Source organism: Rhodospirillum centenum SW, assembly GCF_000016185.1.
Taxonomy (GTDB): Bacteria; Pseudomonadota; Alphaproteobacteria; order Azospirillales; family Azospirillaceae; genus Rhodocista; species Rhodocista centena.
In genome coordinates this window covers 2,805,559-2,825,147 of the sequence record NC_011420.2, presented here as the reverse complement: position 1 = coordinate 2,825,147, position 19,589 = coordinate 2,805,559, and the positions used below count along the sequence as shown (strand labels likewise).

The window sequence follows — 19,589 nt, the reverse complement described above, 5'->3', positions numbered from 1 at the left end:
TGCCGCCCACTTACCCCGCGAGCCGCGCCAGCATGTCGCGCGTGATCAGCACGACGCCGCCCTCGGTGCGGTGGAAGCGGCGGGCATCCTCCTCCGGGTCCTCGCCCACCACCAGCCCCTCGGGGATGTGGCAGCCGCGGTCCACCACCACCCGGTTCAGCCGGGCGTTGCGGCCGACCTCCACCTCGGGCAGCACCACGGCGTCCGTCAGCGACGCATAGGAATGGACGCGCACATTGTTGAACAGCATCGACCGCCGCACCGCCGAGCCCGAGATGATGCAGCCGGCCGACACCATGCTGTCCACGGCATGGCCGCGGCGGTTGTCGTCGTCGAACACGAACTTCGCCGGGGGCAACTGCTCCTGGTAGGTGAAGATCGGCCAGTTGCGGTCGTAGAGGTCCAGGGACGGGGAGACGTGGCAGAGGTCCAGATTGGCCTCCCAGTAGGCGTCCACCGTGCCGACGTCGCGCCAGTAGGGTTCCGAGCCCGGGGCACGGTTGTAGACGCAGCTGTCCGAGAAATGGTGTGCCAGCACCTTGGCCCGCGGCACCAGCCAGGGGATCAGGTCCTTGCCGAAATCGCGGGAGGAGGCGGGATCGCGCGCGTCGCGGTCGAGCTGGTCGTACAGGAACTGGGCGTTGAAGATGTAGATGCCCATGCTGCACAGCGCCATGTCGGGCCGGCCCGGCATGCCCGGCGGATCGGCCGGCTTCTCCAGGAAGCCGACGACCCGGTTCTGGTCGTCCACATGCATGACGCCGAAGCCGGTCGCCTGGGCCCGCGGCACCTCGATGCAGCCCACCGTGCAGTCGGCGCCGTTCAGGATGTGCCACGACAGCATCGCCGCGTAGTCCATCTTGTAGATGTGGTCGCCGGCCAGGATCAGCACCCATTCGGCGCGGTGGCCGCGCAGGATGTCCAGGTTCTGGTACACGGCGTCGGCCGTGCCCTGATACCAGCTCGTCTCGTCGATCCGCTGCTGCGCCGGCAGCAGGTCGATGAACTCCCCGATCTCGCCGCGCAGGAAGTTCCAGCCGCGCTGCAGGTGTCGCAGCAGGCTGTGCGACTTGTACTGGGTCATGACCGAGACGCGGCGGAAGCCGGAATTGATGCAGTTGGACAGGGCGAAGTCGATGATCCGGAACTTGCCGCCGAAATGGACGGCCGGCTTGGCGCGCCGGTCGGTCAACTGGCGCAGCCGGCTGCCGCGGCCGCCGGCCAGCACCAGCGCGATCGCGTGACGCGGCGCCTGGCGCAGCTCCTGGTCAAGCCGCGGGTCGGTGATCCCCTGGGGCAACATCAATCGTATCCCCTCTGCCGTTTCGAGCCGTCCGGCATCGGCCGGCCGTTGCAGGCGCGAAGGTGCCATATCCGGGCCGGCGCGGCCATGCCCGCGCGGGGGTGTCGTCGCGCTGCGGCCGGCACCGGCGCGCGCAGAGCTGCCCAATTCCTGTGCAGGTGTGCGGATCGGGCCGCTTGCGGCTTCCGGATCGGGGGGATCGGGCGGCAAGGCTGAAGGAATCCGGCGGTTCTGGCGCTGTCGGTATCTGCACAATCCTTGGGCATACCCCCCCGCCCGGACGCCCCCCTTTCTGCTTCCCGATGACGCATCGTCCGGAAGCGGGTCCAGGGAATCCGCGGATTCCCGGGCCGGCACGATCCTTGAATTAGGGAACCCCGGCGCGTGCGGCGGCCGATCGGGTCCCGCGCCCACTAGAATGGGGAGCCACATGAACCGTCTGACTTCATTCCTGCTAGCGGCCTGCGTGGCCCTGCTTCCGGGCGCGGCCTTCGCCCAGGATACGCCCACCATCGACACCGGCGACACGGCCTGGATGCTGACGTCCACGGCGCTCGTGCTGCTGATGACGATTCCGGGTCTCGCCCTCTTCTATGGCGGCATGGTCCGCAAGGCGAACGTGCTGGCCATGGTGATGCAGAGCTTCGCCATCTGCTGCCTGGCCGCGGTGCTGTGGATGATCATCGGCTACAGCCTTGCCTTCGGGAACGGCAGCGCCTTCGTCGGTGACCTGTCCAAGGCGTTCCTGCTGGGCCTGGTCGATGTCATGAACACGCCCTTCACGCTGGGCGACGGGACGGAGGCCCCCGTGGCCTTCACGATCCCGGAATCGGTGTTCATGATGTTCCAGATGACCTTTGCGATCATCACGCCGGCGCTGATCACCGGCGCCTTCGCCGATCGCATGAAGTTCTCCGCCCTGCTGGTCTTCTCGACCCTCTGGCTGCTGATCGTCTACGCGCCGATCGCGCACTGGGTCTGGCATCCGAACGGCTTCCTGTTCGGGGACGGCGTGCTGGACTTCGCCGGCGGCACGGTCGTGCACATCAATGCGGGCATCGCCGGTCTGGTCGCCTGCATCATCCTGGGCAAGCGCAGCGGTTACGGCACCGTGGACATGAAGCCGCACAACCTCGTCCTGTCCCTGATCGGCGCCTCGCTGCTGTGGGTGGGCTGGTTCGGCTTCAACGCGGGCTCCGCGGGTGCCGCCGGCGGCCGTGCGGGCATGGCGATGGCGGTCACCATGGTGGCTGCGGCGGCTGCGGCGTTGTCCTGGCTGCTCACGGAATGGGCGGTGAAGCGCAAGCCCTCCGTCCTGGGCATCATCTCCGGTGCCGTGGCCGGTCTGGTCGCCATCACCCCGGCGTCGGGCTTCGTCGATCCGGTCGGCGCGCTGGTCATCGGCCTTGTCGCCGGCGTGATCTGCTACATCGCCTCCACCGGCCTGAAGAAGCTGCTGGGCTATGACGACAGCCTGGACGTGTTCGGTGTCCATGGCGTGGGCGGCATCATCGGCGCGGTCCTGACCGGCGTGTTCGCCCGGCAGGCCATCGGCGGCGACGCGGCCGTCGGTCTCATCGACGGCAATCTCGGTCAGGTCTGGACGCAGATCTGGGGCATCGGCGCCACCATCCTGTGGTCGGCCGTGGGCACCGCCGTGATCCTGCTGATCACCCGCCTGATCGTCGGCCTGCGCGTCGATGAGGAGGCCGAGCGCGACGGTCTCGACATCGCCCTGCACGGCGAGGCGGTCCACTGATCCCGGACGGGTCCCCGGCCCGAGGGGGGGCGGGGACCCGGTTCCGCAGTTCCTCGGGGGATGGTCCTCCAGGCCTCCGTGACCTCCCCCACCGCCGCCGCCGGGGTCTTCCCCGGCGGCGGTCTTCTTTAAGGCCGGCCTTGCTGTCCGCGCTCTCCGGCCCCGGCCTCAGTCGTTCGTCAGCACCACCTTGCCGGTCGCCTGCCGCTCCATCAGCAGGCGGAAGGCGCGGGCATGGTCCTCCAGCGGCAGGGCGTGGGAGACATGGGGCTTCAGCTTCCCCGCGCGGTAGAGGCCCAGCAGCTCCATCAGGCTCGACGCCAGCCGCTGCGGGTTGTTGCGCATGTGCGCCCCCCAGTAGAGCCCGGTGACGGCGATCTGCTTCACCAGCAGCAGGTTGGCCGGCACCGTGGGAATGCGGCCCGAGGCGAAGCCGACGACGACGATCCGGCCGTCCCAGGCCATGCAGCGCAGGGCGGCGTCGAAGGCGTCGCCGCCGACCGGGTCGTAGACCACGTCCACGCCCTTGGGCGCCAGCTCCTTGACCCGGGCGCGCAGGTCCTCCGCCGCATAGTCGATCGTCTCGTCGGCGCCGTGGGCGCGGGCGATGGCCAGCTTCTCCGGGCTGGAGGCGGCGGCGATCACGCGCGCGCCCAGGGCCTTGCCGATCTCCACCGCCGTCAGCCCGACGCCGCCGGCCGCGCCCAGCACCAGCAGGGTCTCCCCGGCCTTGAGCTGGCCGCGGTCCACCAGCCCGATGTGGGAGGTGCCGTAGGCCACCGGGAAGGCGGCGCCCTCGGCGAAGCCCATCTCCTCGGGCAGCGGGATGACCCCCGCGGCGTCGGCCACCGTCTCGGTGCAGAAGGCGCCCTGCTGCGACAGGGCGATCACCCGCATGCCGGGGCGCAGATGCCCGACCCCCTCGCCCACCTCCGTCACCAGCCCCGCGCACTCGAAGCCGGCGACGAAGGGGAAGGGCGGCTTCTCCTGGTACTTGCCCTGGATCATCAGGGTGTCGGCGAAATTGATCGCCGCCGCCTTGATGGCGATCCGCACCTGTCCGGCGCCCAGCTCGGGTGCCGGCATCTCCTCCAGGCTCAGGCTCTCCGGCGGCCCGAACGCCCTGCACACCACTGCCTTCATCTCGTCCGTCTCCTCCTGTCGTTTTCTGGCCGTTGATTTCCGGCCGTTGTTTCTTGCTGCGTCTGACCGGAACGGCGGCCGGGCGTCAGAAGCCCGGCGCCGCCCGCAGTTCCCCGACGCGGACCTCGCGCCGGTTCAGGATCGGCGGCCGGGCCAGGGCCTGCACCCGCTCCCACGCCGCCGCGTCGATCAGGTCCAGCCGGCGCAGCACGGCGGCCATGGCCGGGCCGGCGGCGCGGCCGGTGCCGTCGTCGATCTTCACGGCGATGCCGATGCCGGCCTCCGGCACGACGGCGCAGCAGACGCCCTCCGCCCCCGACTTGACCAGGAGGCGCGAGCCCGTCGCCTGCATGAAGCGGGTGTCGAAGGTCCCGGTGCCGCCCACCAGCTCCGGCCGTGCTCCCCAGGCGCGCAGCAGCCGCGTGGCGGCCTCGGCCCGGCGGGCCGGCAGGTCCACCGGGTCGGCCAGCCGCGCCATGGCGAAGGCCAGCGACTCCAGCGGCACGCCGATGGTGGGGATGGAGCAGCCGTCGGTGCCCCAGGGGGCGCTGCCCAGGTCCTGGCCCGTCATCTGTTCCAGCACGCCCAGGATGCGCTGCTGCACCGGATGCTGGTAGCCGACATAGCCGCGCGTCGGCTCGCCCCGGTGCAGCGCCGTCGTCAGCATGCCGGTATGCTTGCCCGAGCAGTTGTTGTGCAGGGCGCTGAAGCCTTCGCCCCGGCGCAGCATGGCCTCCCAGGTGGGGCCGTCATAGGGCGCGTGGGCGCCGCACTCCAGATCGTCCGCGGACAGGCCGATGCGGGCCAGCCAGGCGGCCACGGCCTCCGTGTGCATCGGCTCGCCGCTGTGCGAGGCGCAGGCCAGCGCCAGCTCCGCGTCGCCCAGGCCGAAGGCGTCGGCCGCCCCCGTCTCGACCAGCGGCAGGGCCTGCAACGCCTTGTTGGAACTGCGCGGATAGACCAGGGACCGGCAGTCGCCCCAGGACGCCACCACATGGCCGTCGGCCCCCACGGCCACGGCGCGGCCGCGGTGGACGGACTCCGCCAGCGGCCCCCGCGTCACCTCGATCAGGATCGGGTTGGCGGCGGCGTCGGGCAGGGTCACGCGGGCGTCGGCGGCGTCCGCCTCCGGGGCCGCGGTGCAGCCGCAGCCGCCCGCCGAACCGCAACCGCCCTGACCCTGCGGGTGGCCGTGCTGGTGGTCATGGTGATGATGATGGCCGTGGCCCCGGCAGGAGCCGGCCGGGGAAGCGTCGTGTCGGTCGTGGGACATGGGTCACCGGCGGGCCGGTCGCGGCCCGGTCTCGTTGCGTCGTCGGGTGCCTTTCCGGTAGGCAGGCCCGGGGCGCACACCTTGCCGCGCCGGTCGGGCTCGTGCAAGCTGCCCGGGACTGGGAAAGGACATCATGCGTGGGTACTTCGCCCTCGGCGCCGAGGGGATCAGCAAGTCGGGCAATGTCGGCACCATCCTGCGGACGGGCCATGCCTTCGGGGCCAGCTTCGTCTTCACGGTGAACGCCGCCCTGGACATGGCGGAGGTGCGCCGCACCGACACCTCCGGCGGCGACGAGCATGTGCCCCTCTATGCCTGGAACCGGGTCGCGGACATGGCCCTGCCGGAGGGCTGCCAGCTCGTCGGGGTGGAGCTGACGGACGATGCCGTCGTGCTGCCCAGCTTCCGCCACCCGCTGCGCGCCGCCTATGTGCTGGGGCCCGAGCGCGGCAGCCTGTCGCCCGCCATGGTCGCGCGCTGCGACCACATCGTCCGGATTCCGACAAAGTTCTGCGTCAACGTCTCCGTCGCGGCCGCCGTCGTTATGTACGACCGTATGATCAGCCTGGGCCGCTTCGCCGAGCGCCCCGTGCGCGCCGGCGGGCCGACGGACGGGCCGCCCGTGCATGTGCACGGGGCACAGAAGATCCGCAATCCCGCCAGCAAGCGCATGCGCCCGCTGCTGGGCGGCTGGGACTGAAGGGGGTCGCCATGACAGCATCCCGGCCGGAAGCGTTCCCCGTCCCGACGCCCCGCCCCGCCCTCGCCCCGGGAGCCGCCCCCCTTGCCATGGCCGCCCTGGCGCTCTGCCTGACGGCCGCATGGCCGGGGGCCGGGGCGCTGGCCCAGGCCGCCGCCGACCCTGCCGTCGCCGCCCCTGCCGCCGTTTCCCAGGACCAGCCCCGGCCGCGCAACCCCCTGCTCCCGCCGGAAGAGGGGCCGCGCCCCACCCTGGCCCCCGAACCGGAACCGCCGAAGCCCCCGGCGGTGGCCCCGGAGGAGGAGATCGTCATCATCGCGCCGCGGCGGGCGATGCCCGACATGATGCTGGTGGACGAATACCACCGGGCCGAATACGAGCGGCTGCGCGCCGAGTTCGAGGAGCCGCCCCCCCCGCCCCCGCGGGCGGAGGAGTCCTTCGACAGCCCGGCGGCGCAGGACCCGAGCGACCGCTCCGACTTCCGCGAGAGCCTGCGCCAGGCGCCGCGGCTGCGCGACACCCTCCGCCGCAAGCCGGGGCAATGACGGGGGCGACTGCCGACGCCGCGGACCGCCGGCGCCTCCGCCCCGGCCCGCGCAACCTGATCACCGACGTGGCGGGTCTTGCCGTCGGCAATGCCGAGGACCGGGCGGGGCGCAGCGGCACCACCGTGCTGCTCTGCGACCGCCCCGCCGTGGCCGCGGTGGATGTGCGCGGCGGCGCCCCCGGCACGCGCGAGACGGACCTGATGCACCCCGCCAACCTGGTGGAGCGGGTGGACGCGCTGGTGCTGTCCGGCGGCTCGGCCTTCGGGCTGGACGCGGCGTCGGGTGTCATGCAGGCGCTGCTGCGGCAGGGCCGCGGCTATCCCGCCGGGCCGGCGCGGGTGCCGATCGTGCCGGCGGCCATCCTGTTCGATCTGGCGACGGAGGGCGACAGGCCCTGGCTGGACGGGTCCGTGCCGCCGCCCTACCGCGATCTGGGCATGGCCGCCTGTGCCGCCGCGGGGCCGGACTTTGCCCTGGGCAATGCGGGGGCCGGGCTGGGGGCGAAGGCCGGGCGGATCAAGGGCGGGCTGGGCAGCGCCTCGGCCCTGCTGGAAGGGACCGGGATCACCGTCGGCGCGCTGGTCGCGGTGAACCCCGCGGGCGCGGTGACGATGCCCGGCGGGGGGCTCTGGGCCGGGCCGCTGCTGCTGCCGGAGGACGGGGTGCCGCCGTCCGCGACCCCGCCGCCCGTGGCCCCGCCGCCCGTGGTCCCGCCGGATGCCGCCGGGCTGGCGGCGGACCTCTGGCCGTTTCCGGGAATGCCCGCCTCCGCCGGCGCCAACACGGTGATCGGGGTGGTCGCCACCGATGCCGCCCTGACCCGCGGGGAGGCGCTGCGGCTGGCGATCATGGCGCAGGACGGCTATGCCCGCGCCATCCGGCCGGCGCACACGCCCTTCGACGGCGACACGGTGTTCGCGCTGTCCGCCGGGGACCGCCCGCTGCCGGAGCCGCGGGCGGCGGCGCTCTATGCGCTGGGCGCGCTGGCCGCCGACACCATGGCGCGGGCCGTGCTGCGCGGCGTCTGGGCGGCGGAACCGCTGGCGCCCTGGCCGGCGCTGCGGGGCGGCCTCAGCGCGGGATCTGCATGAAGCTGACGGGGTTCAGGTCCCAGGGGAAGTGGATCCAGGTGTCCTGGCTGACCTCGGTGATGAAGGTGTCCACCAGCGGCCGGCCGGCGGGCTTGGCGTAGATGGTGGCGAAATGCGCCTTGGGCAGCAGCTTGCGCACCACGGTGGCGGTCTTGCCGGTATCCACCAGATCGTCGATCAGCAGCCAGCCCGCCCCCTCGTCCGGCACGGCGTCGGGCGACTTCAGCACCCGCACCTCGCCCTGCGACTGGTGCTCGTAGGACTTCACCGAGACGGTCTCGACGATGCGGATGTTCAGCTCCCGCGCCACGATGGCCGCGGGCACCAGCCCGCCGCGGGTGATGGCGACGATGCCGTTCCAGGGGCCGCGATCGCTCAGCCGCCAGGACAGGGCCTTGGCGTTGCGGTGCAGCTCCTCCCAGGTGACGGGGAAGTTCTTGGCGGGATCGGCGATCTGGTCGGACATCGGGGCACCGGAACGGGGGCGACGGGGGACGATGGCGGGAGTGATAGCCCAACCGGCGGGGCCGGTTCAACGCGGGCCGCGACGGGCGGGCCAGCTCCCGGAAATGACGGGGGTGAAAAAAAGCGCTTGCAGGGTCCGGATCGATCCGCTAGAAGCAGCGGCCTCGGCGGCCGGTACCTTCCGGCGGCCGGGACGAAAGACTGCGAAGACCGCGCGCCCGTAGCTCAACTGGATAGAGCATCAGACTACGGATCTGAGGGTTGGGAGTTCGAATCTTCCCGGGCGCGCCAGTCTTTCCTGTCGGACGAAGTGTAGTACGCGGGTGTAGCTCAGTTGGTTAGAGCGCCGGCCTGTCACGCCGGAGGCCGCGGGTTCAAGTCCCGTCACTCGCGCCACTTCCTCACGATCCTGCCCTTGCGCCGGGCCGCACGGCCCTCATAGCCCTCCCGATCAGCGCCCCCCGGCTGCCCTTGCTGCGGTTGCGATACGGCTGCCTGACGACGCTTGCGCCGTTCCCCCTCTCCCTGAAGACGCCTCTCCCCGGTGCTGGTCCGCAGCCATTCCATCGCTGCGCGCCTGCCGCTGCCCGCCCGCCGCTGCCGTTCCCTCGTGTTTCCACCCCAGGCTGCTGCGGATGCCCCGGTCCGGTCCGCCTCACGGTTGCATGCCATTAAAATCGCTCCGAGCCGGCGTCAATACCACCCTTATTAGGTATTGCGATCAATCCGCAATTTCGTAAGGTTGATGTTGCAGGAGACATGACCCTCAAGGGTTCTGTCGTGTGTCAGGCATCGAGCAGGGATCGGCAAGGTCGATGAGGGCATCGTGGCGATAGAGTTCCGTCAGATTCCCGCCCTCGCGGGTCAGCGCACCAGCCTGCCGCTGGGGTTGACGCCTGTCGCCTGGCCGGTTCTGACGGCGTTCCTGGCGGGGTCGGTCGGCCTTGCCCTCGCCTTCGCCGCGACGGCCGGTTATGCGCGTAAGGAGACGGTCACGGGCTTTCTCGCTCCGGCCTCCGGGGCGCTGCGGGTGGTGCCCGTGCGCGCCGGGACGCTCGCATCGGTCATGGTCGCCAACGGCGACCGGGTCGCCGCCGGTGACGCCCTGTTCGTCCTGGACACGCGGCATGCCCTTGAGGACGGGAGCACGCTGGACGCCGCGCTGCGCCGGTCGCTGGCACAGCAGGCCGAGTTCCTCGCCGAGCAGATCGCCGCGGAGGAAGCGCGCAGCGCCTCGGAGGTCGAGCGTGTCGCCGCGCGGATCACCGGTCTGGAGGCGGAACTGGTGGCGCTTTCCGAACAGCGCCGGTTGCAGGTCGAGCGCGCGGCGGTGACGGGAGAGCGCCTGAAGGCGCTGTCCGACCTGAGGGCCAAGGGCTACGTCTCGGAGGCCGAGTACCGGGCGCGGGAGGAGGCGTGGCTCAGCCAGCGCCAGAACCTCGCCGTCCTCGACCAGCAGATCACGGCCACGAAGGCGGAGATCGCGCAGACCCGGGTCCAGCGCGCCCAGCTTCCCGCCGAAACGGCCGACCGTCTGGCCCGTCTGCGCTCCTCGCTGGCCGATCTGCGCCAGCGCGAGGCGGAGGTGGCGGCCCAGGGCGCGCAGGTGATCCGCGCACCGGCGGCGGGCCGGGTGACGGCACTCCAGGCGGCGCCCGGTCAGCGGGTGGACCCGCAGAAACCCGTGCTGACCCTGGTGCCCGAGGCGGCGGCGTTGCAGGCGGAGCTGTTCGTTCCCTCCCGCGCCATCGGCTTCGTGGATACGGGCCAGCGGGTGCGGCTGATGTACGACGCCTTCCCGTTCCAGCGCTTCGGTGCCTATGGCGGGGTGGTGGCGGACGTCTCGGAAACCGTGCTGGCCCCGGACGAGATCATCGGCCCGGTGCGGGCCCAGGAGCCCGTCTACCGCGTGGCCGTGACCCTGGACCGGGCGACGGTGGATGCCTTCGGCAGGCAGGTCCCCCTGCAAGCGGACATGACGGTGACGGCCGATATCGTCCTGGAGGAGCGGAGCCTGCTGGAATGGCTGCTGGAGCCCCTGATGAGTGCGCGGGGGCGGATGTGAGGACCGGGCCGGGGGCTTTGCAGGCGGATGGATTCGTGTGTTCCTTTTGCCCGCCTCTGGAGAAGGAGCCCCCACCAGCGCAGGGCTGGTGGGGACATAGTGGATCGGGGTGTAGACCCAATCCGCTTATCGTATTTATTTAGCTGGGGAGAATGAACATGACTACAATGGTTTCTTGCCATGGTTCATCTTTCATGCCGAACATGGAAATAATCGAGCTAACACTGGATGACATGTGCGGTGTCCATGGCGGATCTGATAACTGGTCTCTGTTCAAGCGAGAGTTCGCCAAGGCTGCGGGCCGTGCAGCCGGACGCGCGGTCGTGGGTGCTGCCTTCGGTGGTGCTGTCGGTGCTGCCGTCGGCGTCGGGTGGGGTCTTTATGAGGTCGCAATGTTCTTGATGGATTCATGATAACTGAGGTGCCATTGTGCCTCATGGTGCAATGGTGCCTGCTTTTTTGAGTGCGGAAAAATGAATAAAGAACATTTTTATGAGAAAGTTTGGAAGATAACAACCCATTCGCTGGCGGTGTCGTTTCCTGTATGCTTTATGGTGTACATCAGCGGCAGATTTTTCGCTTCAGAACCTTTGGGTCCTGGCGTCTATTTTTCCGCATTTATCATAATATTCTCTCTCCTGCCATTTTCTTTGATTGTGTTTCCCGACGGCTGGCGCGAGAACATTAATAGGCTTGGTCCCAAAAACAAGTTAATTGAGAAAAATGAATATACGATCGAAGATGCCGGCATATTTATAGTTTCTGGCTTGATTGTGTTTGTTTTTAAGAATATGGTTGTTTCATCGTGATGTGTTACCATTGATGTCAAGCGCCCAACAGTAAACTTACTGATCCTTGATCATGCGGGGACGGTTCTTGACTGCGAAGTGAATAAGAGTAAGCCCTTTATGATTGATCTGAATGATCTCGACCATGGCGCGGGTGGAGATATGTGGGATGCTGGGGCTTGTATGGGCGGTTTTGGCATGATGAGCTTGGCCCTTGTCGCAGGAGTGAGTGGTCCCGTCGGATGGATATCTTTTGGTTTTACTGCCTACGGCACATTTGTGTCGTGTTATACCCGATAGTGAGAAGTTCTGGGCATGCAAAAACATGCCAAGAATTTTCAATAAATTACAACCGGAGACAAAATATGCGAAATAAAACAGGAATGGATTTGCTCATCATTTCAATGACTATTGCACAACCTTTTTTTGGATACGTTCATCTGCGTCGTTTTTTTGAGCACGAAGACACGCTTTCCCTGATTGCCGGAATGGGGAGCATATTTGTTTTTATACTGTGCTTGTTCTGGCTGTTTAGGAATAGACACCCGTGATATCGCAGGCGATCGACTAAGAGCGCCTACCAGAACCATTTCTGGACGAAACGCCAGCAGATAAGGCCGGCGGCGATATGGTGGAAGGCGGTGAAGATGTCGGCGCGTCGCTCGGAGCGGACGGCGATGCGGCGAAAGCGGGCGAGCCAGGCAAGCGTACGCTCGACCACCCATCGGTGCCGTCCCAGGCGCTCGCTGTTCTCGATACCGCGCTGGCGATGCGCCGCACGATCCCCCGCCGGCACAGCGCTTGCCGGCAGTGGGCGAAGTCGTAGCCCCTTGATGCCCATTCGTGCAGCCGGCGCCGACAGGTCATGCCCGAACCGCACCCCATCTCCACCGACGGCAGGTCCAAGGGAATGCCGGAGCGCAACACGAACAGGATGCCGGTCAAAGCCGTCTGGTTGTCCAGCCGAGGCCGCCCGTCCTTCGGCTTGAGCGGTTCCGGCGAGCGGAGCCGCTGACTCACTGAGAGGGATTCCCAAGGCCGGCAATCCGTGATTCGATTCCCCATCGCGATGGGGAGGAGCGAATGCCAGCGGCGTTGCCGATCCGGGAAGACCTGAGCGCCAGCGAATTGCGTGCCCTGGCGCGGCGGGAGAGCAAAGGGCGGGTGGCGGCGCGGATGTTCGCCATCGCCCATGCGCTCGATGGGGTGAGCCGGGCGGAAGCGGCGCGGCTGGCCGGCATGGACCGCCAGGCCCTGCGCGACGCGGTTGTGCGCTACAACGCGGAAGGCGTAGCCGGGCTCTACGACCGCCCGCTGCCCGGCCGGCCGGAGTGGCTGAGCGAAGGCGAGCAGGCGACGCTCAAGGCCATCATCCTCGCTGGCCCCGATCCCAAGCGGCATGGCTGCGTGGAATGGACCCTGCCGATCCTGTGCGAGGTGATCGCCGAACGCTTCGCCAAGACGCTGCATCCGGCCAGCCTGTCGCGCATCGTGCGCCGGCTCAACCTGTCGAAGCAGAAGACGCGGCCCCGCCATCCGCAGTCCGACGCCAAGGCCCAGGCCGCCTTCCAAAAAAGGGGCTGCGCGAAGCCCTGAAGGCCGCAGGTGCCGCGCATCCGGAGCGCCGCCTCCAGCTCTGGTTCCAGGATGAGGCCCGCATCGGCCAGAAGGGCCGCACCGCGCATCGCTGGTGGGAGCGCGGGCAGCGTCCGCTTGGGCTGTGCGACAAGCGCTTCACCTCGGCCTGGCTCTACGCCGCCGTCTGCCCGGCCAGCGGCGCCGACTTCGCGCTGGTGATGCCGACCGTCTCCACCACCGCCATGAGCCTGTTCCTGGACGGCTTCTCCCGGAGCCTGGAACCGGACGTCCAGGCGGTGCTCGTGCTCGATCAGGCCGGCTGGCACGGAGCGCGGGCGCTGGTCGTCCCGGACAACATCACGCTGGTCCCGCTCCCGCCCTACAGCCCCGAACTCAACCCAGTTGAGCGCGTCTGGCTGTACCTGCGCGAGCGCTTTCTGTCCCACCAGATCCTGGACGACTACGACGCCGTCGTCCAAGCCTGCTGCGACGCCTGGAACGCCCTCACCGCCACACCAGAACGTCTACGCTCCCTCACAAGCTATCCGTGGCTCCCATGTGTCAATGCTTAGGCGCGGCGGTATGACCGGGTCCTTGCCCGCCCTCCCCCGGCTGGATGCAATTAAAATCGTCCAGAACCTGCGTTGATGCCACCCATATTGGGTATTGCGATCGATCCGAAATTCCGTAAGGTTGATGTTCGCTGCGATAAAAGCCTCAAGGTTTATGTCGCTCAGGGAAAGGTGCCGGATCTGTGGGGGCAATATAGGCTGCGAGGTCGATGAGCCATCGTGTGCAGGAGTGTTTGTCGGGGCCGGTTCCGAGCCCACCATCATTAAAGCCCATCGGGAGGGACGCGTTCAGACTCTCCGATGGCTCTAAGATAGTGAGCTAAATATGAATAGAGTATTTATCTCGCAGGAAATCGCGGTATTGATCGCCTTGTCACCGGCCCTGCTCGGCCTGGCAATTCTGCTTGCCACATTGAACTCGGCCAATCCATCGACGTCCATCATCGGAGGGATGCTGATCGGGGGAAGTCTGGTTCCATTCTTGAGTTTTAAAAAATACATGTCAGAAGTTAATCGGGAATACGGGCGTCAAAATCACGCTTTTGCTGTTTTTTTATGGCTTGCCAACGCCCTTGGGGGGAACTTCAAATTAAAAATTACATACGTATTCCATTTTTCATGCATTGCCCTGTTTCTGTTGAGCTTACTCTATGACCCCATGAAGGAATATGTGATCGGCATCTGCTTTTTTTCGGGGGTTTTTACCCCGATGATCTACCTGCACTCGCTCGCTGTCGCTCGCACGCAATCCCCGACACACAGGCTCTTTCCCATTCTCGGCGGCGGGAGCTGTGTCTATGACGGGCGTGGACGGGAGAGTGTTCCGGGTCTGACTCTGTTGGGGGGAACCCTGCTCCCCCTGCTTCTCGTCATTCACTCCGCGTCAGGAATATTCATAACGCTCTGGCTCAGCGGAAATCTTGAGAATACAAGCACAGCACAGGCGATCATACTGATAAGCTGCTTGCTGCCGATATATTATCTGAAGACAATTGAGCGCTTTCTGAGGACGACCGGCTTGTGGTGCGACGAGGGATAGGGCGTACAACGACCAGAGCCTGCCCCATACGGGATAACAGGGTGCCAGTCGAAATAAATACCTGATGCCGAGTATAGAGATTTGGATTTCGGGTCACTATGGTCGCCTATCGCAGTAAAGTCTTGTGCTGTATGCACTTGTGTGTCTGTGTGAATTGCTTGTGCTCATGAAATGGTGATCCGCTTGCAGCTATACCTGATTTATTCGTCTGCGGTGGGATCGGGAGGATTTGTCCGGAGTCATATTCATTTGCCCATTAACAAGCCGACGATGGGCTCACGATCCGGACGCACACCCGGGATGTCGGGCGCCTGGAGCGTGGTATGCGGCAACCAGAACCTGGAGGTTTCATGTCTTCTGCGTTGATCTGCTCTGATGCGGCCGCTTTCGGCGAGGGGGCCGTCATGACCGAACTCTCGTTCGACGACCTCGATCATGTGAGCGGCGGCCCCAAGCCCCTCGTGCTGATCGCAGCCTTCGGGTCCGGCGCCGTCCTGGGGGCGGCTCTGGTGGTCGGCGTCTACTATCTCATCAAGTGAAGCCATGATCACGGAACGGAACGACGAAGAACTTCCTGCAAAGTTCTTCGTCTACGGTGTGGTCTCCGGCGCTCTGGTGGCGCTGCTGACCCTTCTGATCATGAACTGAAACGGGAGATGTGTCATGGCTCCGCAGAATACCTCTGTGCAGATCGTCGAACTGGATGACCTGGATCAGGTCGCCGGTGGCGCGGTTCCCCTTGTCGCTGCCTATTTCGTCAAGGGGTTCTTCGCCGGCGCCGGTACGGCGCTCGCGGTCCTGAAGATCATGAAGTGAATGTCCTGATGTGAACAGGACCTCGTCATCCGTCCATCCACAGGGACATTGACGATCCACTTCGGCAGACGGCCGCCCCGGCGGCCGTCTGCTCTGCTTGTGCCTGAGTGCCGGCCGATACGGTATTGAGCGGAGAACGGACGTGAGTCTTGCGGTCACGGCTTTCGGGTACAGACAGGCCACCCCGCTGGTTCTCCAGGCCGAAGCCATGGAATGCGGGCTGGCCTGCCTGGCCATGGTGCTGGGCCATCATGGTCACGCCACCGACCTGTCCGCCCTGCGCCGGCGCTTCTCCGTCTCGCTCAAGGGCGCGACGATGAAGACCATCGCCCTGATGGGGCAGAGGCTGGGGCTGGCGCCCCGGGGGCTGCGGCTGGAGCCGGCGCACCTCAGGGATCTCAAGCTGCCGGCCATCCTGCACTGGGACATGAACCATTTCGTCGTGCTGGCGGCGGTGACGGGCGACCGGGTGACCATCCACGACCCGGCCAAGGGCGTCGTGCGGATGCGCATGGCGGAGCTGTCGCAGCACTTCACCGGCGTGGCCCTGGAACTCACCCCCACGACCGGCTTCGAGAAGAAGGCGGCGCGCTCGACGCTGGGCCTCTTCTCCCTGGTCGGCCGGGTGGACGGCATGAAGCGCGCCCTGGCCCAGGCGCTGATCCTGTCGGTCGTGCTACAGCTCTTCGTGCTGGCCAGCCCCTTCTACATGCAGCTTGCCGTGGACGAAGCGGTGATGAAGGGCGACGGGGGCCTGATGATCGCCCTGGCCGTCGGCTTCGGTCTCTTCACCCTGATCAATCTCGGGGCGCAGTGGCTGCGCTCCACGGTGCTGCTGATCCTGGGATCCGTCGTCAACCACCAGATGGTGGTCAATCTTTTCCACCACATGCTCCGGCTGCCGCTGGACTGGTTCGAGAAACGCCACATCGGCGATCTGGTCAGCCGCTTCGGTTCGACCCGGCCGATCCGGGACCTGATCACCGACGGGCTGGTGGCGGCCCTGGTGGACGGGGTGATGGCCGTCCTGACCCTGGTCGTGATCTTTCTCTATTCGCCCCTGCTGGCCGGCATCGTGCTGGTGGCGCTGGTGCTCTATGCCGCTGTCCGCATCGCCGCGTTCCGGTTCCTGCGCCAGCGCGAGGAGGAGGTGATCGCCGCAAGCGCCAAGGAGCAGACCAGCTTCATCGAAACCGCGCGGGCGATGCAGACCATCAAGATCTTCGGTCATGAGACGGAGCGCGAAGGCGTCTGGCATGACCGCTTCGCCGAGACGGTCACCCGTGGCGTCCGGCTCGGCCGTCTGAACATCGGCTTCACCCTTGCGAACGGCCTGATCTACGGGGTGGAGAACGTCCTGGTCGTCTATGCCGGCGCGCGTCTGGCGATGGACGGCGACCTGACGGTCGGCATGCTGTTCGCCTTCATGGCCTACAAGCAGCAGTTCCTGGACAAGGCGACCAAGCTGCTGGAGACCGCCATCCAGTACCGCATGCTGGACCTGCATCTGGACCGCATCAGCGACATCGCGCTGGCCGAGCGCGAGCGGGGCCTGGAGCGCGATGCCGCGGAACCGTTGATCACCCGGCCGCTCCAGGGCTGCATCGCCTGCAAGGGCGTCGCCTACCGCTATGCCGAGACGGAACCCGACGTGATCGCCGGGGTGGACCTGGAGGTGGCGCCGGGGGAGTTCGTCGCCATCACGGGGCCTTCCGGCGGGGGCAAGACGACGCTGCTCAAGGTGATGCTGGGCCTGTTCCGGCCCACGGCGGGGGAGGTGCTGGTGGACGGGGTGCCGCTGGACCATGTCGGCCCCGCCAGCTTCCGCGCGCAGGTCGGGGTGGTGATGCAGGACGACAGCCTGCTGTCCGGCACGCTGGCGGAGACCATCACCTTCTTCGATCCCGCCCCCGATCTCGCCTGGATGCGCCAGTGCGCGGCGATCGCCGGGATCGATGCGGAGATCATGGCGATGCCGATGAACTACAATACCCTGGTGGGCGACATGGGGGCGGCGCTGTCCGGCGGGCAGCGCCAGCGGGTGTTGCTCGCGCGTGCCCTCTACCGCCGCCCGCGCATCCTGTTCATGGACGAAGGCACCAGCCACCTGGACGTGTCGAAGGAGCGGGAGGTGAACGCCCATCTCCGCCAGCTCGGCATCACCCGCATCGTCATCGCCCACCGGCCCGAAACCATCGCCGCCGCCGACCGGCTGCTGCTGCTCCAGGACGGCCGCATCCTGGAGGCCGTGCCCGAGGACAGGCCGGTGGAGCCCCTCGCCATGACGTGCGCGTGACCGACGGTCCGGAAGCGCCGACCTGTACTTAAGGCCGACCTGTACTTAAGATCGTCGCAACCCGCATTTTTCTTCGGTGCATTGACCCGACGTTAACCATGGAAGGGTGACAAAGAAGGGCGATACGGTCACAGCCAGAGGCGCGCCCGACCATGATGACGGAAACGCTCGACGCCCCCCCGCCGGTCCCGGCGAACGACGCCCTGATCCGCACCCTTTACCTGGGCGGCGCCAACACCATCGAGATCTCCCGCCAGCTCGGCCTCGGCATCAGCGAGGTGATCGGGCGCATCCGGGCGCTTGATCTGCGGCCGCCCTCCATGGGCGTGCGCCGCAGTCCCGAAGCCCGTGCCCCTGAAGTCCACGGCCCCGAGTTCCGTGCTCCCGAGTACCGCGACGACGCCGTTTCCGCGGCGGACCTTCCCGGGAATGGCGCGGCCCCCGGCGCCACCGGTCTGGGCGCCACCGGCCTGGGCGCCGCCGCTCCGGTGTCCGCCGCCCTGGCCCCGTCAGCCACGGTGCTGCCGCCCGCCCGCCCGGCCCCGGCCCTGCACTCCGCCGGCCGTCCGGCGCCGCGGCCCGGTGCTGCGCTGCACGCCGCGGAGAAGGCCCGGCCTGCCGTCCTGCGCCGTCCCGCCCTGGACGCGCTGGACGACGAGGACGAGGACGACGAGCCCCGGGCCACGCCGGGCCGGCCGCGCGGCTGGCTGATGCCGGAGGATCAGGTCGAGGCGATGTTCCTGCGCTCCGGCCAGCGTTTCCAGGACGTGCAGTTCCGCCGCCGGGCCTGATCGTCGCAGCGCGCCGGTGCAGGCCGGCCGGCCGATGCGGGGACTTGATCCCGGCGGCCGGCCTGCCGAAACTGCGGCCCTTGCTCCGTTGCCGGGAAGGGCCTGCGCATGAAGGTCGATGGCATCCATCGCCGCACCATCTGGGTTGACGCGGACGGCTGGTCCGTCGGGATCATCGACCAGACGGCACTCCCCTTCGAATTCCGCACCCGCCGCCTGACCTCGCTGGAGGAGGCGGCCGAGGCGATCACCACCATGGCGGTGCGCGGCGCCCCCCTGATCGGGGTCACGGCCGCCTACGGCATGGCGCTGGCCATGCGCGCGGATGCGACCGACCGGGCGGTGGAGGCGGCGCACGACCGTCTCCTGGCGACCCGGCCCACGGCGGTGAACCTGCGCTGGGGGCTTGCCCGCCTGCGCGAGGTGCTGTCCGTCACGCCCCCGGCCGACCGGGTGCGCCGCGCCTATGCCGAAGCCGCCGCCATCGCCGAGGAGGATGTGGAGGTCTGCCGCGCCATCGGCCGCCACGGGATGGAGCTGATCCGCGGCCTGCACAAGCGCAACCCGCACCGCCCGGTCAACCTGCTGACCCACTGCAACGCCGGCTGGCTGGCCACGGTGGACTGGGGCACGGCCACGGCGCCGATCTACATGGCGCACGATGCCGGCATTCCGGTGCATGTCTGGGTGGACGAGACGCGCCCGCGCAGCCAGGGCGCCTTCCTCACCGCCTGGGAACTGGGGCACCACGGCGTGCCGCACACGGTGGTGGCGGACAACACCGGCGGCCACCTGATGCAGCACGGCCTGGTGGATCTGGCGGTCGTCGGCACCGACCGCGTCACCGCCCGCGGCGACGTGGCGAACAAGATCGGCACCTATCTGAAGGCGCTGGCGGCGCACGACACCGGCGTGCCCTTCTGGGTGGCCCTGCCCGGCAGCACCATCGACTGGCTGCTGGAGGACGGGGTCCACGGCATCCCGATCGAGACCCGCGGCGACGAGGAGGTGACGGAGATCACCGGCCGCACCGCCGACGGCCGCATCGAGCGGGTGCGCATCGTCGCCGACGGCTCTCCCGTCGCCAATTACGGCTTCGACGTCACCCCGGCCCGGCTGGTGACCGGCTTCATCACCGAGCGCGGCCTCTGCGCCGCCAGCCAGGAGGGGCTGGCCGGCCTGTTCCCCGACCAGGCCGAGCGGTCCGCCCGCCAGCGCGTCGCCAACGACGCCTGAGCGGGACGGGCGCGTCCGCGGGCAGGGGCGGCGGGCAAGGGCAGCGGGAGAGGGGCGTTCACAGCGGCGCGGGTCCGCGCGTCCTTCCGGCGGGGGCATCCGGCCGCCCCCCTGCCGCGGAGGACC

18 protein-coding genes, 2 tRNA genes and 1 pseudogene are annotated in these 19,589 nt (G+C 67.9%); 16 read left to right on the top strand and 5 right to left on the bottom strand.

Annotated features, from left to right (window positions below; translation table 11 throughout):
• Positions 1-10: 10 nt before the first annotated feature.
• Entirely contained in the window at positions 11-1,303 is a 1,293-nt protein-coding gene (gene glgC / locus RC1_RS13125; protein WP_012567898.1) for a glucose-1-phosphate adenylyltransferase, read from the bottom strand.
• A gap of 430 nt (positions 1,304-1,733) precedes the next feature.
• Here glgC and RC1_RS13120 point away from each other — a divergent pair, with 430 nt between their 5' ends.
• Positions 1,734-3,062 carry an ammonium transporter gene (locus RC1_RS13120; RefSeq protein WP_041785354.1) on the top strand — a complete coding sequence of 443 codons (1,329 nt, stop codon included), beginning with the start codon at positions 1,734-1,736 and terminating at the stop codon, positions 3,060-3,062.
• Between the two features lie 168 nt (positions 3,063-3,230).
• On the opposite strand, the gene RC1_RS13115 is transcribed toward RC1_RS13120, so the two are convergent.
• Both RC1_RS13115 and RC1_RS13110 read right to left on the bottom strand, forming a co-directional pair.
• Complete coding sequence (locus tag RC1_RS13115; protein ID WP_012567895.1) at positions 3,231-4,205, bottom strand: NADPH:quinone oxidoreductase family protein; 975 nt, start codon at positions 4,203-4,205, stop codon at positions 3,231-3,233.
• Positions 4,206-4,290: 85 nt separating this feature from the next.
• On the bottom strand, positions 4,291-5,478 hold the full coding sequence (locus RC1_RS13110; RefSeq protein WP_083759312.1) for an asparaginase: 1,188 nt from the start codon (positions 5,476-5,478) through the stop codon (positions 4,291-4,293).
• 133 nt (positions 5,479-5,611) lie between these two features.
• On the opposite strand from RC1_RS13110, the gene RC1_RS13105 reads away from it, so the two are divergent.
• From RC1_RS13105 to RC1_RS13095, 3 genes are read left to right on the top strand one after another with little or no spacing between them, the layout of a single operon-like run.
• Positions 5,612-6,178, top strand: coding sequence for a TrmH family RNA methyltransferase (locus tag RC1_RS13105; protein ID WP_012567893.1), 567 nt, complete (start codon positions 5,612-5,614; stop codon positions 6,176-6,178).
• A gap of 11 nt (positions 6,179-6,189) precedes the next feature.
• On the top strand, positions 6,190-6,723 hold the full coding sequence (locus RC1_RS13100; protein WP_148213454.1) for a hypothetical protein: 534 nt from the start codon (positions 6,190-6,192) through the stop codon (positions 6,721-6,723).
• Positions 6,720-7,817: a P1 family peptidase gene (locus RC1_RS13095; RefSeq protein ID WP_012567891.1), complete on the top strand. Its 1,098-nt coding sequence runs from the start codon at positions 6,720-6,722 to the stop codon at positions 7,815-7,817. Before RC1_RS13100 ends, RC1_RS13095 begins: the two co-directional genes overlap by 4 nt.
• Here the strand turns inward: RC1_RS13095 and gpt are convergent.
• Complete coding sequence (gene gpt, locus RC1_RS13090; protein WP_012567890.1) at positions 7,798-8,283, bottom strand: xanthine phosphoribosyltransferase; 486 nt, start codon at positions 8,281-8,283, stop codon at positions 7,798-7,800. The genes RC1_RS13095 and gpt overlap by 20 nt on opposite strands.
• A 213-nt stretch (positions 8,284-8,496) precedes the next feature.
• On the opposite strand from gpt, the gene RC1_RS13085 reads away from it, so the two are divergent.
• The 5 genes from RC1_RS13085 to RC1_RS21490 all read left to right on the top strand — a co-directional run bounded on the left by RC1_RS13085 (position 8,497) and on the right by RC1_RS21490 (position 11,156).
• Positions 8,497-8,573, top strand: a tRNA-Arg gene (locus tag RC1_RS13085).
• A gap of 28 nt (positions 8,574-8,601) precedes the next feature.
• A tRNA-Asp gene (locus tag RC1_RS13080) sits at positions 8,602-8,678 on the top strand.
• Between the two features lie 430 nt (positions 8,679-9,108).
• Positions 9,109-10,347: a beta-barrel domain-containing protein gene (locus RC1_RS13075; protein WP_012567889.1), complete on the top strand. Its 1,239-nt coding sequence runs from the start codon at positions 9,109-9,111 to the stop codon at positions 10,345-10,347.
• Positions 10,348-10,505: 158 nt separating this feature from the next.
• Positions 10,506-10,760, top strand: coding sequence for a hypothetical protein (locus RC1_RS21495; RefSeq protein WP_148213453.1), 255 nt, complete (start codon positions 10,506-10,508; stop codon positions 10,758-10,760).
• 60 nt (positions 10,761-10,820) lie between these two features.
• Complete coding sequence (locus RC1_RS21490) at positions 10,821-11,156, top strand: hypothetical protein (protein WP_148213452.1); 336 nt, start codon at positions 10,821-10,823, stop codon at positions 11,154-11,156.
• 556 nt (positions 11,157-11,712) lie between these two features.
• On the opposite strand, the pseudogene RC1_RS20840 reads toward RC1_RS21490, so the two are convergent.
• Positions 11,713-12,200: pseudogene (locus tag RC1_RS20840) on the bottom strand (transposase).
• 18 nt (positions 12,201-12,218) lie between these two features.
• Between RC1_RS20840 and RC1_RS20835 the strand changes: the two are divergent.
• The 7 genes from RC1_RS20835 (at position 12,219) to mtnA (ending at position 19,463) form a co-directional block, all read left to right on the top strand.
• Positions 12,219-13,285 (top strand): IS630 family transposase gene (locus RC1_RS20835; RefSeq protein WP_085978997.1). Its coding sequence is split into 2 segments (ribosomal slippage): positions 12,219-12,704 and positions 12,707-13,285, totalling 1,065 coding nucleotides; the frame shifts between segments, so codons are not numbered across the junction.
• A 361-nt stretch (positions 13,286-13,646) separates the two neighbouring features.
• The gene (locus tag RC1_RS21485) at positions 13,647-14,324 is read left to right on the top strand and encodes a hypothetical protein (protein WP_148213451.1); all 678 of its coding nucleotides are present in this window, start codon (positions 13,647-13,649) and stop codon (positions 14,322-14,324) included.
• 404 nt (positions 14,325-14,728) lie between these two features.
• Entirely contained in the window at positions 14,729-14,863 is a 135-nt protein-coding gene (locus RC1_RS21480) for a class IIb bacteriocin, lactobin A/cerein 7B family (protein ID WP_148213450.1), read from the top strand.
• A gap of 124 nt (positions 14,864-14,987) precedes the next feature.
• Positions 14,988-15,140 carry a hypothetical protein gene (locus RC1_RS21800; protein WP_184446394.1) on the top strand — a complete coding sequence of 51 codons (153 nt, stop codon included), beginning with the start codon at positions 14,988-14,990 and terminating at the stop codon, positions 15,138-15,140.
• A 142-nt stretch (positions 15,141-15,282) separates the two neighbouring features.
• Positions 15,283-17,436, top strand: coding sequence for a peptidase domain-containing ABC transporter (locus tag RC1_RS13055; protein WP_012567884.1), 2,154 nt, complete (start codon positions 15,283-15,285; stop codon positions 17,434-17,436).
• Positions 17,437-17,588: 152 nt separating this feature from the next.
• The gene (locus tag RC1_RS13050) at positions 17,589-18,227 is read left to right on the top strand and encodes a hypothetical protein (RefSeq protein ID WP_012567883.1); all 639 of its coding nucleotides are present in this window, start codon (positions 17,589-17,591) and stop codon (positions 18,225-18,227) included.
• A 108-nt stretch (positions 18,228-18,335) separates the two neighbouring features.
• A complete protein-coding gene (gene mtnA / locus RC1_RS13045) occupies positions 18,336-19,463 on the top strand; it encodes an S-methyl-5-thioribose-1-phosphate isomerase (RefSeq protein ID WP_012567882.1) in 1,128 nt (375 codons plus the stop codon).
• The last annotated feature ends 126 nt before the right edge of the window (positions 19,464-19,589 follow it).

Coding starts and splice junctions, on each gene's coding strand:
- glgC (WP_012567898.1), bottom strand. CDS start 1,303: ATGTTGCCCCAGGGGATCACCGACCCGCGGCTTGACCAGGAGCTGCGC.
- RC1_RS13120 (WP_041785354.1), top strand. CDS start 1,734: ATGAACCGTCTGACTTCATTCCTGCTAGCGGCCTGCGTGGCCCTGCTT.
- RC1_RS13115 (WP_012567895.1), bottom strand. CDS start 4,205: ATGAAGGCAGTGGTGTGCAGGGCGTTCGGGCCGCCGGAGAGCCTGAGC.
- RC1_RS13110 (WP_083759312.1), bottom strand. CDS start 5,478: ATGTCCCACGACCGACACGACGCTTCCCCGGCCGGCTCCTGCCGGGGC.
- RC1_RS13105 (WP_012567893.1), top strand. CDS start 5,612: ATGCGTGGGTACTTCGCCCTCGGCGCCGAGGGGATCAGCAAGTCGGGC.
- RC1_RS13100 (WP_148213454.1), top strand. CDS start 6,190: ATGACAGCATCCCGGCCGGAAGCGTTCCCCGTCCCGACGCCCCGCCCC.
- RC1_RS13095 (WP_012567891.1), top strand. CDS start 6,720: ATGACGGGGGCGACTGCCGACGCCGCGGACCGCCGGCGCCTCCGCCCC.
- gpt (WP_012567890.1), bottom strand. CDS start 8,283: ATGTCCGACCAGATCGCCGATCCCGCCAAGAACTTCCCCGTCACCTGG.
- RC1_RS21495 (WP_148213453.1), top strand. CDS start 10,506: ATGACTACAATGGTTTCTTGCCATGGTTCATCTTTCATGCCGAACATG.
- RC1_RS21490 (WP_148213452.1), top strand. CDS start 10,821: ATGAATAAAGAACATTTTTATGAGAAAGTTTGGAAGATAACAACCCAT.
- RC1_RS21480 (WP_148213450.1), top strand. CDS start 14,729: ATGACCGAACTCTCGTTCGACGACCTCGATCATGTGAGCGGCGGCCCC.
- RC1_RS21800 (WP_184446394.1), top strand. CDS start 14,988: ATGGCTCCGCAGAATACCTCTGTGCAGATCGTCGAACTGGATGACCTG.
- RC1_RS13050 (WP_012567883.1), top strand. CDS start 17,589: ATGATGACGGAAACGCTCGACGCCCCCCCGCCGGTCCCGGCGAACGAC.
- mtnA (WP_012567882.1), top strand. CDS start 18,336: ATGAAGGTCGATGGCATCCATCGCCGCACCATCTGGGTTGACGCGGAC.